General features: G+C 59.2%; 16 protein-coding genes. 10 read left to right on the plus strand and 6 right to left on the minus strand.

Annotation, left to right across the window (positions count from 1 at the left end; genetic code table 11):
- Positions 1-163: 163 nt before the first annotated feature.
- Positions 164-625: an HvfA family oxazolone/thioamide-modified RiPP metallophore gene (locus tag PMI35_RS09265; protein WP_008062740.1), complete on the minus strand. Its 462-nt coding sequence runs from the start codon at positions 623-625 to the stop codon at positions 164-166.
- A 380-nt stretch (positions 626-1,005) separates the two neighbouring features.
- Between PMI35_RS09265 and PMI35_RS09260 the strand changes: the two genes are divergently transcribed.
- The 7 genes from PMI35_RS09260 to PMI35_RS09230 all read left to right on the plus strand — a co-directional run bounded on the left by PMI35_RS09260 (position 1,006) and on the right by PMI35_RS09230 (position 5,474).
- Entirely contained in the window at positions 1,006-1,542 is a 537-nt protein-coding gene (locus PMI35_RS09260) for a glyoxalase superfamily protein (RefSeq protein ID WP_008062742.1), read from the plus strand.
- A gap of 201 nt (positions 1,543-1,743) precedes the next feature.
- Complete coding sequence (locus tag PMI35_RS09255; RefSeq protein WP_008062744.1) at positions 1,744-2,559, plus strand: winged helix-turn-helix domain-containing protein; 816 nt, start codon at positions 1,744-1,746, stop codon at positions 2,557-2,559.
- A complete protein-coding gene (locus tag PMI35_RS09250) occupies positions 2,556-3,038 on the plus strand; it encodes a hypothetical protein (protein WP_008062745.1) in 483 nt (160 codons plus the stop codon). Before PMI35_RS09255 ends, PMI35_RS09250 begins: the two co-directional genes overlap by 4 nt.
- Before the next feature lie 110 nt (positions 3,039-3,148).
- The gene (locus PMI35_RS09245; RefSeq protein ID WP_008062746.1) at positions 3,149-3,406 is read left to right on the plus strand and encodes a hypothetical protein; all 258 of its coding nucleotides are present in this window, start codon (positions 3,149-3,151) and stop codon (positions 3,404-3,406) included.
- A gap of 123 nt (positions 3,407-3,529) precedes the next feature.
- A complete protein-coding gene (locus PMI35_RS09240; protein ID WP_008062747.1) occupies positions 3,530-3,865 on the plus strand; it encodes a hypothetical protein in 336 nt (111 codons plus the stop codon).
- A complete protein-coding gene (locus PMI35_RS09235; protein ID WP_008062748.1) occupies positions 3,865-4,755 on the plus strand; it encodes an AraC family transcriptional regulator in 891 nt (296 codons plus the stop codon). The genes PMI35_RS09240 and PMI35_RS09235 overlap by 1 nt, the downstream gene beginning before the upstream one ends.
- 218 nt (positions 4,756-4,973) lie before the next feature.
- Positions 4,974-5,474 carry an outer membrane beta-barrel protein gene (locus PMI35_RS09230; RefSeq protein WP_008062750.1) on the plus strand — a complete coding sequence of 167 codons (501 nt, stop codon included), beginning with the start codon at positions 4,974-4,976 and terminating at the stop codon, positions 5,472-5,474.
- Here the strand turns inward: PMI35_RS09230 and PMI35_RS09225 are convergent.
- The 4 genes from PMI35_RS09225 to PMI35_RS09210 form a co-directional block, all read right to left on the minus strand.
- Positions 5,461-7,065 (minus strand): DHA2 family efflux MFS transporter permease subunit, encoded by a 1,605-nt coding sequence (locus PMI35_RS09225; protein WP_008062751.1) that lies wholly within the window; start codon positions 7,063-7,065, stop codon positions 5,461-5,463. The two genes, PMI35_RS09230 and PMI35_RS09225, sit on opposite strands and share 14 nt — an antisense overlap.
- A complete protein-coding gene (locus tag PMI35_RS09220; protein WP_008062752.1) occupies positions 7,062-8,159 on the minus strand; it encodes an HlyD family secretion protein in 1,098 nt (365 codons plus the stop codon). The genes PMI35_RS09225 and PMI35_RS09220 overlap by 4 nt, the downstream gene beginning before the upstream one ends.
- Positions 8,160-8,255: 96 nt before the next feature.
- Positions 8,256-8,669 (minus strand): cupin domain-containing protein, encoded by a 414-nt coding sequence (locus tag PMI35_RS09215; RefSeq protein ID WP_008062753.1) that lies wholly within the window; start codon positions 8,667-8,669, stop codon positions 8,256-8,258.
- Positions 8,670-8,711: 42 nt separating this feature from the next.
- Positions 8,712-9,464, minus strand: a complete 753-nt coding sequence (locus PMI35_RS09210) for an SDR family oxidoreductase (RefSeq protein WP_008062754.1) — start codon at positions 9,462-9,464, stop codon at positions 8,712-8,714.
- Between the two features lie 205 nt (positions 9,465-9,669).
- Between PMI35_RS09210 and PMI35_RS09205 the strand changes: the two genes are divergently transcribed.
- A complete protein-coding gene (locus PMI35_RS09205; protein WP_032831852.1) occupies positions 9,670-11,247 on the plus strand; it encodes a winged helix-turn-helix domain-containing protein in 1,578 nt (525 codons plus the stop codon).
- A 4-nt stretch (positions 11,248-11,251) separates the two neighbouring features.
- Here the strand turns inward: PMI35_RS09205 and PMI35_RS09200 are convergent, their stop codons facing one another.
- A complete protein-coding gene (locus PMI35_RS09200; protein WP_008062756.1) occupies positions 11,252-12,145 on the minus strand; it encodes a SphA family protein in 894 nt (297 codons plus the stop codon).
- Positions 12,146-12,568: 423 nt separating this feature from the next.
- Here PMI35_RS09200 and PMI35_RS09195 point away from each other — a divergent pair, with 423 nt between their 5' ends.
- Both PMI35_RS09195 and PMI35_RS09190 read left to right on the plus strand, forming a co-directional pair.
- Positions 12,569-13,684, plus strand: coding sequence for an iron-containing alcohol dehydrogenase (locus PMI35_RS09195; protein WP_008062757.1), 1,116 nt, complete (start codon positions 12,569-12,571; stop codon positions 13,682-13,684).
- Positions 13,681-15,027 carry an amidase gene (locus PMI35_RS09190; protein ID WP_008062759.1) on the plus strand — a complete coding sequence of 449 codons (1,347 nt, stop codon included), beginning with the start codon at positions 13,681-13,683 and terminating at the stop codon, positions 15,025-15,027. Before PMI35_RS09195 ends, PMI35_RS09190 begins: the two co-directional genes overlap by 4 nt.
- The last annotated feature ends 56 nt before the right edge of the window (positions 15,028-15,083 follow it).

A 15,083-nucleotide genomic window follows, 5' to 3' on the forward strand; every position in this document is an offset into this window, starting at 1 on the left:
GTCCATACATAAGAGCGAAACCATAAGTGGCCGTGCCCGCAGGAATGGATATGTACTCAGTCAACAACAGATAGGTGGCCGTTACCGCAGCAATGGATATGCACACCAAAAAAAACCTCCCCAGGAAAATCCCAGGGAGGTTATTCACCGCTACAACGCGCAATCAGCCCTTGGCCTTGCTCATCTGGGTAAACAACTCCGTAGGCACTTTCTTACCATTGGAAGTGAACTGATTAGTGCGGAATTTGTAGACCTCGCCTTCGGAGAGGAACCCGTCGTTGTTGGTGTCCATGGCCTTGAACTCTTCACCACCCTGCGGGGCTACGGTCAGCAGTTCCTTGAGCGAAACGCGGCCGTCGTGGTCGGCGTCGGTACGGGCGAACGAAGCATCGCCGCACTTGCCTTCACCGCATTTGCCTTCGCCGGCCTTGGTCACTTTGGCGGCGGATTCTTCAGCGCCACATTTGCCTTCGCCACACTTGCCTTCACTGGTTTTTTCCGCCGAGGCCAGTTGGTAGCCCTGAGGCAGCGCGTCTGCGGCAAAGGCGTTCGAAGCGAGGTTGAGGCTGCCGGCCAGTGCAACAGCGATCAGGCCAATACGGGATTTGTTCGACATACGGGACATGGTGATTCTCCGGATACTGTGTGCGGCCGAGCCGCGAAGGTCTATGCCACAAGGGCGATAAGCCGTGGTGCGAGGCGCGGTTGCTTTCTCGCTAAGGCAGGGCTATTTGACTGCAACCGTGTATCCCGGATGTATCCGGTTGCCGGGGCATTTGTAAGCCAGTCTGCGTACGACGGGCCTGGATACACAGCGATACACAGGCCCAGGTCTTCCCGTCACTGGAGTGGCTATGTACTATCGGCAGCGGGCCAATGCTGCCCGCCGCTCGCTCCCGATGGGAAAGGTGAAAGCATCGCTTCCTCAAACGAACCCTGTCGTATCTCTTGACGGTCGAGGTTTGGCAACGCGAGCACCAAGGTATCTCGGCTACAGGAGCAACGATGTTTTCAATCGAACAAGCCAAGCAAATGGCCAAACAATTGCGCGCCTCGCTGGAGGAGCGCAATCAGAGCCTGTCTCACTCCACCGCGCTGGAACTGGTCGCGCAGCAATTGGGCTACAAGGACTGGAACACCGCGTCTGCGATGCTTGCCCCGGCAGCCCCCCAGCCCACGCCCACGGTTACATTCGACAAGCCCATTCCCATATTGCGGATGTTCGACGAAGCCAAGGCCCGTGAGTTCTATCTCGATTTCCTGGGTTTTAGCGTCGAATTCGAGCACCGGTTCGAAGCCGATCTGCCGTTGTACCTGGGCATCAGCCGCAACGGCCTGCAACTTCACCTTTCCGAACACCATGGCGATGCCAGCCCGGGTTCGACAGTGTTTGTCCCGATGAACAATATCGAACTGCTTCGCGATGAGTTACTGGCCAAGCGCTACGGCTATGGACGCCCGGATATTGTCCAGCAGGGCTGGGGGCAAGTCCTGGAAGTCTACGATCCGTTCGGCAACCGGATCCGCTTCTGCCAAGGCTGATCGACGCATCCCTGAGACCTGCAAGGCTGGGCTTTTAACCGCCCTGCCTTGCAGTTTTCGGATAGCGCAAACCGCCCGATCCGAGCATCATCGCCACCCCCGCTTATAGCCGTTCACCCCCGACTAGCATGCCCTGCGTCAAATCCGGCCAGTCAAAACCGTCTCTATACTCAGCCAGAACCACCTGAACGGAGGATACCCATGCGCTACGCCTTCACATTGAAAAATGGTGCCATGGCCCTTTTCGATCCAGATACCGCCTTGCTTACCATCACCACGACCCATGGAGAAGTTCAAAGCACTACGATAGGCAGGGCCGAATCACGTCTGCTGGACCTTCTACTCATGGAGCCCGGCCAGACCAAAAGCCGCGAGGAGATCATCGACTACACCTGGAATGATCGCGTCGTTGCCTCCGGCAGTTTGAACCAGGCCGTTTTCTCTCTTAGAAACCTGCTCAACGACAGTCGAGATCACGAAATAGTGATGACGGTTCCGCGCAGAGGCTATTGCTTCAACCGTCTCTATGTAGTGGATGCGCATTCAGACTTGCCGACGCCTTCAGATGAAGCCATGCCTGTGCCTGCCATTGAAGAGCCGGCGCCACAGGGCAATGATGATCTGCCGGTGCCTGCAGAAAAAACCAGAACATCAACTTACATTACAAAAGCCCAGTTGATCGGCTACGTGGTGACTTTGGGCGTATGTGCCTTCACCGGTTTCCACTCTGGCTTCGACACAACAAAAATAGAAGTTTCCAGCGCAAAACATCATGAACTGGCCATCCATGCGGTAGGCCAAAGCGTGGCAGAGGCCGAAGCACTGAGGGATCTTTCGGTTACGCAGGCTCAACAGCTTCCAGCCAATTTGAAAGGCGATGTCTGGCTGAACCTGTTTAAAACAAACTACTCGATTTCGTGCATTCGCCCGGACCAAAGTACTGCAAACCTGCAATTGAACAGCGAACAAAAAGACCTTGCACTGATGATCCGGCAATGTCTGGAAGCCACCCTATGAAGTCAATGACATCTTCAACCGCGCACTGGGTTGCACTTGCAATCATCAATGCCGCCTGTGTCTTTTCCTTGATGTATTCGCCCTCGCACTACATGGAAAATATCAGTTATCAAACCATTACCCGACAATGGCTGGAGGACTCGAATCAACTCAACACTGAAGAGTACCTGACCATCGGGCACGGTCGACTGACACAAACCACCCTGGAAAGCTTGAACGGTAAAATCCGTAACGCGACCATTTCGGCGCAGGTGATCCGCGAAAGCAATCATCATGTGCAGATAAAAATCAACAACGTCAAACTGAGCCAGGACAACGAATTATTCGCCATTGAAAAAACACCGGACCTGTTTTTCAGACGTCAATTCGTTCTACAGGAAGGCACCATCCTGAACTACGAATTACTGCCTACCGCCAACAAGAACAGCGTCTGTTTTTATGTGCATGACATTGGCCGTTTGCGCTGCATGAACCACTGAAATCTCTTCAGCAAATCACGTCATAATAAAAATAATAATTACTGATTTGAATCAAACACCCCTCCCCCATCAGGATCCCGCCTTTATAGTGTTCGCGAGCCGTCAAATCAATGATGACCAAGATCCTGGCAGTTCTGTTTCTAGCCGCCATACCCTTCCATTCAATGGCGCACAATGAATATGCCATCGGCAGCACGGAAATCGAGCTCTACGAAATAGAAATTAGTCCGAACGAAAACATCAAATTGAAACACCTGAAAATCTATTCCGAGAATGAGCGCAATGAAGGTGAAGGGGCGTTTGATAACACGCTGCCTCCCCCTTCACAAAACAACGAGGGCGATGAGCTTTCGCTGACCCCCGTTTGAAAATACGGATTTTTGATTTCAACAAGCCTCGGGAGCACAGGACTATCCGATGGCCACGCCGTGACAGTGATGCGGCTGACACACTGCACTGCCTGAAAAATCATCAATAAGGAAAGCACCTCAATGCTGCTTAAAAACCTCGCAAGCGTATCCTTTGGTGTATTGCTTTCTCTCAAGGCCTGGGCCGATGACAAGGCACTTTATAGCGCCGACCTGACGCACATTGAAAGCAACGAAAACAAGCTGGTCGAAGAACAATCCAGTTACAAGATTTGCACCGATTATCGCGTGGATGATTTTTTCGCCTATGATGCCGCCGCCCTCGGTTCGGCAAACCAGACAGCCATCTTTGGCTCGAAAATAGCGCCGTGCAAACTGCAGAGCCTGGTGGAGTTGACCACAAGCGAAGCGTACGTCTTTGCGACGACAATAGAGCTCATGCGGGAGTCATCAACGTGATGAGCCTCGCCCCCGCAAACCACGAAGCCCGCTTTCGCCAACAAAAACTCATTGCTGGTTGCAGGCGCCCTTGCAGTCGACTGCAGTTTGATTCAGCCGTCACGTTGATCGGCTCTGTTCCTCATGGCTGCATAACCTTGGCCATCTCCCGGACGACTGTCGGTCGACCCACTGTCAACAACCATCAATTGCGACCTAACGAAATCATCGTACTTTCTAGCGGCGAGTCCGTGCACTACACCTGCGAGCCGAATGAAACTCTTTTCACCCTGACCACGACGTTAGAACATTACGCACAATGCGTGAAAAACCATTCATTGATCGACGTACTTGCACATCGACAGGTGCACCAGTTCCAGGTGGCCAATTTCAAACTGGTGCAATCTGCGATTGACGTCTTTAAAGCTCATTTGATCGACATCAATGAGCCTGATCTGAATCAACGCGACCACCATGAACAATCAGCCGCTGACGGTGAATTGCTGGTTGCCCTGTTACGGGCCCTGACACCTATTGGACGCTGTGCGCTCAAGCCCCCGACCAGAAGGAAGATCGCGACAGAGGCCATTGAGTACATTCATCAAAACACCAACAGGCCACTGAACATGAAGGTGCTGGTAAAACAACTGAAAACCACCACTCGCAGCTTACATCATGGTTTCGTTGAAACATTCGGGACTTCGCCGATCGCCTACATCAGAAACCTCAGGCTCGCCCATGTCCGCAGAGACTTGATCCGCAATACCTGGCCGACGGTCACTGAAACTGCAATGTATTGGAATTTTCATCATCTGAGCCGGTTCTCCAAGGCGTATCAGAAAGCTTATGGTGAGACACCCTCGGAAACGGCCAGGCGCAACAGTACAAAACTGGCAGCGGCGAACAAATAACAATCAATGACTTTCAGTTCACTCGCGCAATGGCCACGATTGTTTATGTCTACCCAAGGGGAAAAGCATGCGCTATCGAATAAATACGCTGCCACTCAAACAGAAGATCTTCCTGTGCCTTGCCGCTTATTTATGTGGCGTCGCGTTGGCCTGGATGATCGACGCCTATTAACACCCTACACCTGATAATCCACAACCTGTACAAGGATCCACCACACATGCTACTTCGAAACCTTGGCTTCGTTTCGTTGCTTTCGTTGCTGTCTTTTCAGGCGCTCGCCGATGACAAGGGTTTATACCTTGGCGCTGGCGTCAGTAACATTGAAACCGACAAAACCCATTTGAACGATGAAGACAACAGTTATAAGGTTTTTGCAGGTTATCGTCTCAACAGTTATCTGGCCTTTGAAGGCGCCTTCGTGGATCTTGGCCAGTTCAAGGACAAGAATCTGGACTTCGACGGTAAATCTGTCCAGGCCAGCGCCCATCTCGGTATTCCGCTGGGAGAGCGCGTGCGACTCTTCGGCAGTGTCGGTGCCCATGCCTGGGATGCGGACGGCAATGCCGCCGATGATGATACGGGTGTCAACCTGACCTATGGTGCAGGTGTTGAAGTCGATGTATTTCGCAACATCGGTGTCCGCGCTGAATATGAAGTACTGGAAGTCGGCAACATCAACCTGAATCAAACGACGGCCTCTGCTTTTATTCTGTTCTAACCCCCACTTCAATTGAGCGGCGATGCCGGTCGTAGCGGCCCAGGGCAATCTTGATGCCGACCAGCATGGGCGCGGCCACGACAAACAGCAGGGCCACGGTGAAAAACGCCGTATCGAAGGCGATCACCGTGGCCTGCGCCGACACCGCCTTGCCCAACAGGCTGGCCGCGCCGCGGGCGGCGGCCAACTGATCCATGCCCTTGCCCGCCAGCATCGCCGTGCTGGAGATCAGCCGTTCGATCAGCGCGCTTCCCCCAGGGGTGACGTTGGCGCCGAGTACCGCGGCATTGCTGACGATATGGTGCTCGATCAGGGTCTGCAGCCCGGCGACGCCCATCAAGCCACCCAGTTGCCTCCCCGTATTGAACAGGCCGATGCCCGCGGCAAGGTTACGGCTGTTGAGGTTGCTGAACGCGATCAGGGTGATCGACAGGAACAGCAAGCCCAGGCCCAGGCCGCGTAGCAGGATGGCCGCCATCATGTCGTCGCTGCCGCTTTCGCTGGTGGAACCGGACAGCATCCACATCGCCGCCATGATCAGCAGGATGCCAAAGGGCACGGTCGCAACCGGTGGAACGCGTGCGAATTTGAAGGCAATGGCCGCGATCAGCAGCGAGCCGACAAACAAACCGCCACTGGGCAACAGCAGCAGGCCGGCATCGGTCGGCGTGAACGCGAGCACCGACAGGGCGAACGCCGGTATCAGGTACGCGCTACCGAACAACGCGGCACCGGCGACGAAACTGACGAAAAAGGCAAAGGTGAAATCGCTGGACCTGAACACCGTGAAATCGAACAACCCCCGGCCTTTGGCCAACACTTGCTGGCCGAGAAAGGCCAGCAGCGCAGCGCTGCCGATGGCCGTCAACCACTGGATGCGCGGTTCCTCGAACCAGTCCCATCGGCTGCCCTGGCTGAGCACGTAGGTGAAACAGAACAGGGTCACGGAGATCAGGCACAAGCCCGGCCAGTCAAAGCCCGGTTGCCGCACTTTGGCGGGCATGGGGTGGTCGGCGATGAGCAACAGACCGCTCGCCGCCAAAGCCAGCGGCACCACGCTGAAGAAAATCCAGGTCCAGGACTGGCTGTCGATCAACCACCCTTGCAGGGCCGGTGCGAGGGTCCCGGGCGCGACCACGGCGCCCATGGCGAACAGCGCTTGCAGGATCGGCTGCAGCGAACGCGGATAAGCGCGGAAAATGATCGCCTGCCCCGCCACCAGCAGGGCACCGCCGGCGAAACCTTGAATGAGCCGAAGTGCAATCAACAGGCCCAAATGAGCGGTGATGGCGGCCATGCAACACGCCACTCCCATGGCCAGGGTGGCGCCGATAAGGACATGCCGCGCAGAAAAACGCTGCATCAGCCAAGGCGCGGTCATGAACCCGATCAGCTTGAGCGCAATGTAGCCGACATCCAGCCAGGCGAATTCGTCAGGCGTGGCATAGGTGTCGCCAATAATATCGCTGCGCCCGAGCGCCAGCACCGTGCCGGCGATCGCCTCCGTCAGCGCGGCCAGCACGATGCCCAGCATGAGCAGGACGCCGGTGGGGGTCCTGCTGTTCAAAGTGGCCTTGGCAAGGGTGTTCATGAACCTTCCCCTTGCGCCACCTCCACCCGCGCGGACAGGCCCGGCACGATACGCCCCGGCAGTGGATTGTCGGCCAGGCGGATCTTCACCGGAACGCGCTGCACGACGCGCACGAAGTTGCCGGTGGCATTGTCCGGTGGCAGCAAGCTGAACGCCGCGCCACTGCCCGGCGCAAAGCTGTCGACCACGCCGGCCAGTGCCGCGTTGGGGTAGCCGTCGACCGTGATGCGCACGCGCTGGCCGGGGCGGATATGTTCGAGCTGGGTTTCCTTGAAGTTCGCCACGACCCACACATCGTTGACCGGCACGATATCGAGCAGGGAAACCCCCGGCGTCACGAAGCGGCCGAGACGGATCTGCCGGTTGCCGACCACGCCATCCACGGGCGCGCGCACCACGGTGTGCTCAAGGTCGATCCGGGCAAGCTCGCGTGCTGCCTCCGCCTGGGTTACGGCCGCCACCGCCGCCTCTCTTTGCGCGACAAACACGGCGATGTGTTGCTGCTGCGCCTCGACCGTTGCCGCCGCGGCCGATACCGATGCGACGGCCCTGGATTGCGCGGTGCCTGTTTCATCCACCAGGGCCTGGCTGACCGCGTTGCTGACGATCAGTTTGCGGCTGCGCTCGTGGGTCTTGGTGGCCAGGTTCATGTCGGCGCTGGCCGAACGGCGCTGGGCTTCGGCCTGGCGGATCAACGCCCGTTGCAGCTGGATCTGCGCATCGACATGGCTCAGGCGCGCCTGGGCGGCGCTGACATTGGCCACTGCCTGCGCGAGTTTGGCGCGATAGTCGCGGTCATCGATGCGAAACAATACGTCACCGGCGCGCACGGCCTGGTTGTCCCCGACCTCCAGCGCCGTGACGTAGCCGGCCACCTTGGCGGCCAGCGAGGTGACGTCGCCGCGGACATAGGCGTTGTCGGTCGAGGTCACGCCGCTGGAAAATGCCATGACGCCCCAGGCCGCCACGACCACCACGGCGACCACACACAGCAAGACACCGAGGGTTTTGCGCTTGCTGCGCCGCACTACGACGGCTGGGATCCCGGTACTTGCACCGGCGGCGATGGCGGACTTGTCCTGGAGCGCGTTCATTTTTGCATTTCCTGTGTTATGCCTGGAACTGCCGCAGCCACCGGGCGGCAGCGCTGTGCCGCCCGGCTGTCGAGGGTACGTGAGCGGGTGACCGGCTCACTTTTCAAGAGGTGTCACCAGGGGCGTTTTATCGGTGTCGAGGACGAACACGGCCAACAGGCGTGCAGGTTCGGTGGCGCTGGCGTTGGCGCTGACTTCGTGCACGGAGCCCGGCTCCTCTACGAAGTTTTCGCCGACCTTGTAGATCTTTTCCGGCTGGCCTTTGATTTTGATGCGAAACGCACCTTCCAGAACCGTTGCATAGATGAAGGCGGTTTGCGGGTGGGTGTGGGCCGGCGAGGCGGCACCCGGCCCGTACTCGACGACCACGCCCTTCATGCTCTTGCCAGGAATGTTGGGAATGGGCCGGTCGAACACCACCGTCACCTTGCCGGCGGGTGGCTCGGCGGCCGACACCGCGCTGACCGACAGCGCGGCGAAAACCGCGGCCAATACAAATCGGCTAAACATGGCATTGCTCCTTCTTGATTGCGGATGGGGTGGCGCGCACCGTTAGCGGGTCGTCGACCGGGCGAGCCAGTCTTCAAAGCGGATTGCGCCCAGGCGTGCGTCCTTGCTGGCGGTCAGCGATCGATCGTCGAGCACCGAGCCGAAATAGCGCGCGTTGACGTCCGGCACGACCTTGCGGTGGTCCTGGGTTGCCCGCATGAAGCGCCTGGCCAGGTCGTCGGTCGGCATGGCCTCGGGCCCTGCGACTTCAACGGTGCCATTGACCGGGGCTGCCAGCACCACATCGGCCAGCGCCGCCACCACGTCGTCGGAGGCGATTGGCTGGATCAGCGCCGGCGAAACACGGATCTCCTCGCCAACGGCGAACGACTGGACGATGCCGCCGACAAACTCGAAGAACTGCGTGGCGCGCAGCAGGGTGTAGGGAATGCCGGAGGCCTTGATGAGGTTTTCCTGGGCGACCTTGGCCCGGAAGTAGCCGTTCTCCGGCAGGCGTTCAGTGCCGACTATCGACAGGGCCACGTGATGGCGAACCCCGGCCGCGGCTTCGGCGGCCAGCAGGTTACGGCTCGAGGTTTCGAAGAAATCCAGCACGGCCTGGTCTTCCCAGGACGGCGCGTTTGCGACGTCGACCACCACATCGGCGCCATCCATCGCTTCGGCCAGGCCTTCGCGGGTGATGCTGTTCACCCCCGTGCTCGGGCTGGCGGCGAGCGCCTCATGGCCGCGCTCGCCGAGGGTTTTCACAAGTTTCGATCCAATGAGGCCGGAGCCTCCGATGACGACGATCTTCATGGGCTTTCTCCACTTGTCGACGGCAACCATTGCGTCGGTGTAGAGAGATTGCCTGCGCGCGTGAGGCAAGTCCTTGCGCGGGGCTTGGGTTTGCCTTGGCGAAATCCTTAATTTACGTCCAAAGCTGCCGTATGATCGGCATCACGTACTAATCGCCAGTCGCCTGGGACACGGAGTTGAAGGCGCTTCGCCAGGGGATTTCACCTTGCCATTCGCGTTTGAAGACTACGTGCTCGATCAGGAGCGCCGGGAGCTGACCTGGCGCGGCCAGGTGGTGGCCGTCGGGCCGCAGGTCTTCGACCTGTTGCTGCTGTTCGTCAGCCATCCCGAGCGCGTGGTCAGCAAGGACGACTTGCTCGAGGCGGTGTGGAGCGGCCGGATCGTCTCGGAATCGACGATCACCAGCCACATCAATGCGGTGCGCAAGGCCATCGGTGACAGCGGCGAAGAACAGCGACTGGTGCGCACGGTCGCCCGCAAGGGCTACCGTTTCGTAGGGCAGGTCAGGGTCGACCATCGCGACCAGGCGCGGCCACCTGACACCGAGCAACCCGCTGTCCTGAAGCCTGCGCCAGCCCTTGTCCTGCCGGACAAACCGTCGATCACTGTCCTGCCCTTCCAGAACCTGAGCGGCGATCCCGAGCAGGAATACTTTGCCGACGGCGTGGTGGAGGACATCATCGCCGCGCTGTCGCGGATCCGCTGGCTGTTCGTCATCGCGCGCAACTCGAGCTTCACCTACAAGGGCCAGGCGGTGGATGCCATGGGCGTCGGCCAGGCACTGGGCGTGCGCTACGTGCTCGAAGGCAGCGTGCGCAAATCGGCGAACAAGGTGCGCATCACCGGGCAGCTCATCGACGCCACGAGCGGCACGCATATCTGGGCGGAGCGATTCGAAGGCCTGCTCGACAATATCTTCGAGCTGCAGGACCAGATTGCCGAAAGCGTCGTCGGGGCCATCGCGCCGCAACTGGAACGGGCAGAAATCGAACGCGCCAAACGCAAGCCGACGGAAAGCCTGGACGCCTACGACTACTACCTGCGCGCCATGGCGAAGCTGCACAGCGGCAGCCGGGAAGCCATCGAGGAAGCGCTGCCGATGTTCTACACCGCCATCGAACTCGATGCGGAATTTGCTTCGGCCTATGGCATGGCTGCCTGGTGCCACTTTTGGCGCAAACTCAACGGCTGGATGGGCGATCGCCCGGCCGAGATCGCCGAGGGCATACGGCTGGCGCGCCTGGCGATATCGCTCGGGCGCGATGATGCCGTCGCGTTGACCCGCGGCGGCCATGCACTGAGCCACCTGGCCGGCGAAGTCGACGCCGGCATTGCGTTGCTCGACAGGGCGCGCCTGCTCAATCCCAACCTCGCCCCCGCCTGGTACCTGGGCGGCATCCTGCGCGCGCTGCACGGCGAAACGGACGCCGCGATCAAGGACTTGAACCATGCCCTTCGATTGAGTCCGCTGGATCCGGAAATGTTCAGGATGCAGGTCGGCATGTCCCTGGCGCACTTCTTTGCCGGGCACTTCGATGAGGCTGCGCACTGGGCGGAAAAAGCCCTGGGCAACCTGCCCAGCCTGCTCCCCCCGGCGGTCCTGGTGGCGGCCAGTCATGCCCTGGGCGGGCGCATGGACAAGGCGAAACTGGCGATGCAACGCCTGCACGAACTCGACCCCTCGTTACGCGTCTCCAACCTCAAGGACTGGCTGCCGATCCAGCGGCCCGAAGATTTCGCCCGGCTCGCCGATGGCCTGCGGCTGGCCGGGCTGCCGGAGTAACCGACTAAAACGCTACGCTCAGCTTGAGCCAGTACGCACTGCCATCGGGGCGGTTGCGTACCCGGGTTTCGTCTTGCCATTTGGCGGTCAGGAACCAGCCGCTCTTATTGGTGTACTTGATTGAAGGGCCAATGGCCAGGCTGCGGCTCTTGTTGTCCGGCAGCCGTTCGCCGTCCTGACGGTCATCGGTGGTTTGCCACAGGGTGTACCCCCCCACGCCCACCACCCAACCGTTACCCAGCCCCCAACCTGCGGAGTAATCCATGTGCAGGGCCTGGCCGGAGCGGTAGTCGGTGGCGGGGTTCTTGAAGTTGAAGTCGTACATGGTTTTCACGTCGACATTGAGACCGTCCGGATCGACGTATGCCAAGGCAATGACAGGCTGCAGCACCCAGTAGTTGCAGCCAATGTTGGCCAGGTCATCGCGATCGTATTTACCCGTGGGCGCGATGGTATCGACAGCGAAGATCGCGTGCATTTTGTCGCTGTAGTGGTAGCCCAGGGCGGGCGCAAGGATCATGTCGCCCAGACCGCGGTTGCTTTGCGATTGACCGTTGACACTGACCCTGAGATCCACCAGCGGTGCAATGACGTGGAAACCCAGCTGCCCGCCAAGAATTTGCTGCTCCGTGACCCAGATCAGGCGGCTGGCGATGCTGTTGGCCCGCAGATCGAAATCCACCGGCAACTGCTCACCACCATTGCCGCGCAGGGCGTCGGCTTCGTAGTGGCTGACGAACAGTTGGCCATACAATCCCGGAGGTGGCATTGCCCCCGCCATGTAGGTTTCGGCCCCCATCGCGTAGGGTGAAGCACCTCTCTCGCTGGCATGGCCCAGGCTACAGAACAGGCTCATGAACGTGAAACTGATCGGGATGAACAACGCTTGTCGATTCATGCTTTAAACCTTCTTATTATTTTTGTTCGGGCGCACGGTTGAGCCCCGCGATAATGTCGCAGTGTTTTACCCAGGGGAAACTTCGAGCGCTTTATAAAACCACTTTATAAAAATGTCACGCTAAAAAAGCCTGCCCAAGGCAATGCGACATAGCGCTGAACCCGCGTGACAGGTGCGCACCATCAGCTTTTTGGTCTTCAGAAAACGCCGTCAGAAAATGATTAAAAATTATATATATCAATAAGATACAACCTTAACCAATACACATGAAAAACAATAAACAACAACTACCCATAACTTCACACCCGTAACTTTTTCGATCATCCAAGACGTTGGACGCTATGTCCCTGGTTTGCGACTTGTCGCGATCCGGCCGATGCATCAGCCTCGATCCGTATTCAACAGCTATCCGGGTCAATAACAATGAATCAACTAACTTGCCTGCCACAGGACTCCGTCATTTGGGGCGAAAACATCCTGGCGACAGCCGTTTCCCGTTTTGCCGAGTATGGCATCGAGAGCCCGATCACATTCACGGTCACGCCGCTTACCGAGTTGAACGACACCTGCCTGCAACCGCACATCAAACAAGGGGTGGGGGTTTTTACCGAACTGCCTGCGCATGTGCCGGATGTCACGGTCGAGAAAGGCCTGCAGGCCTGCCTTCGTCTCGGAGCCAAGTCGATCATTGCCCTCGGTGGCGGATCGGTGCTCGACGCCGCCAAGGCCGTGTCGTATCGGCACCACCAGCAAACCGGCCATTTCCTGCCCATCGCGGCACTGCCAACCACCCTGTCCGGCTCCGAGTTTTCGCACTATTTCGGCATTACCGAAACCGCTGGCCCGGAGAAATTCAAACGCAGCTACGCCATTCGCGAAACGACCCCGAAAGTGGTGGTGATCGACCCCGTACTGTTGCTCGATACTCCCCGCGCGCTGTTACTGTCCTCAGCGATCAAGGGCATGGACCATGCGGTGGAAGGCATGCGCAAGGTGCGTACCGACCACCCCCACGCGATCATGTCCGCCAGCGGGTTGCAGCGCTTCTTCAACGTCCTTGAACGGTGGCCGGAAAAGCTCGAGACCCGCCGCGCCATTGACCACGGATTGGTCACCCGCCACGACCTGCTGCAACTGCAACTGGCCGCCTGGCAGTGTTACTTCTCGCCGGCGTCGGTGATTTACGGGCTGAGCCACCGCATCGGGCATATCCTGGGCGGCACTTTCGGCCTGCCCCACAGCGCGACTTCGTGCATCACCCTGGCCCCGGTGATTCGTGCGTGTGCCGATTATTACGGAGCAAAGCTCGATATCCTGTCGCCAGCGCCCCGGGGGCTAGCCGCCGAGCAACTGGCTGAGCGGATCGCCAACCTGGTGGTCAGCCTGGGCTTGCCCAGTCGCATCAGCTGCTTCGACATCGATAAGTCGCAATTGACCAAAGTCGCCGAGCTGTTGAAAACCCATTATCCGAATGAGGTCGACGATCTGGGGGGGAATGCCTCGGCCAAACTTGACCTGCTGCTGGAGCGGCTTTGGTGAGCGCGCGCATTGCGGGTTTGCCTGAAGCGCTGCAAGCTTTGGCCAGCGGACGTATCAGCGCAACGGCATTGACCCGGCAAGCCTTGGACATCGCCCAAGCCGGCCAGCCGACACTCAATGCGTTCGCGAGCATTGCCCACGCCTCGGCGCTGCAAGCCGCTGCGTACAGCGACCGACGTTATGCCGCTGGCTGCCCACGGCCGCTGGAGGGCTTGCCGATCGGCGTCAAGGACTTGATCGATACCCAAGGCCTGGAAACGCGTTACGGCTCGGCCGCCTATCGGGGTCACGTGCCATCGGCCCACGCGCAGGTGGTGCAAACGCTGGTAGACCAGGGCGCAATCATCATCGGCAAGACCACCACCCATGAATTTGCCTGGGGGGTCACCACGGCCAGCCGTGAGTTCGGCAACACCCTCAATCCGCTCGATACCCACTGCATTCCCGGTGGCTCGAGCGGTGGTGCGGCGGCGGCGATCGCCTGCGGCGCCATCGCCGCGGGCCTGGGCACCGACACCGGTGGCTCAGTGCGAATTCCGGCGGCGCTGTGCGGTGTAACCGGCTTCAAACCGACTTACGGCAGGTTTCCCACCGAAGGCATTTTTCCCCTGGCGCCCAGCCTGGATCATCCGGGGCTGCTCGGCGCTGGCGTGGCCGACGTCGTGCTGCTGGCGAGGGCCCTGGGCATTGCACTGCCCGATGCCACATCCTCGGTAATGCCGCGCTTTGGTGTGATCCGCCAGATCGATCCGGTTCCTTTAAGTACAGAAGTGGCTGAAGCCTTCGAGCGGGCCGTAGGCAGTCTTGCCCGGGTTCATGAGTGCGTCGAAGTCGATTCCGCCGGCCTGTTCGACGGTGCGTTCCAGGCCTTCGCCAACATTGTCCTGACCGAGGGCGCTGTGACGCACTTTTCGCGGCATGACTGGGACTTCATCAACCACCACTATGGCGCAGAGACCGTTGAACGGCTTGATCGGGCCAGGCGTGTGGAGATAAGCGATTACGCGAGCGCACAGACAGTACGCCGACAACTCGGCGCAAGGCTCGGCCAGGTCATGGACGGCATTGACTATCTGCTGCTGCCCACCTGCCCCTGTACCGCGCCGCGCGTGGATCAAGCCACCCTGGGCATCGGCACCTGGCAAGGCACGGTACGCGAAGCGCTGATGACCTACACCGCGCCGTTCAATCTTGCTGGTTTTCCGGCGATCTCGATTCCATTGCCCTGCCCGTCTGCGGACGGCCGCCTGCCTGCCGCGCTGCAAATAGTTGCTCGACCTGGAAACGATGGTGGCTTGCTGGGGATTGCGCTGACGCTGGAGTGGTTGCTGGCTAGCCGTTGAAAAATATGGGAGCAACTGGCGCTTGACCTGATCGTTCCCACGCTCTGCGTGGGAAT

This window comes from Pseudomonas sp. GM78, from assembly GCF_000282475.1.
GTDB lineage: Bacteria > Pseudomonadota > Gammaproteobacteria > Pseudomonadales > Pseudomonadaceae > Aquipseudomonas.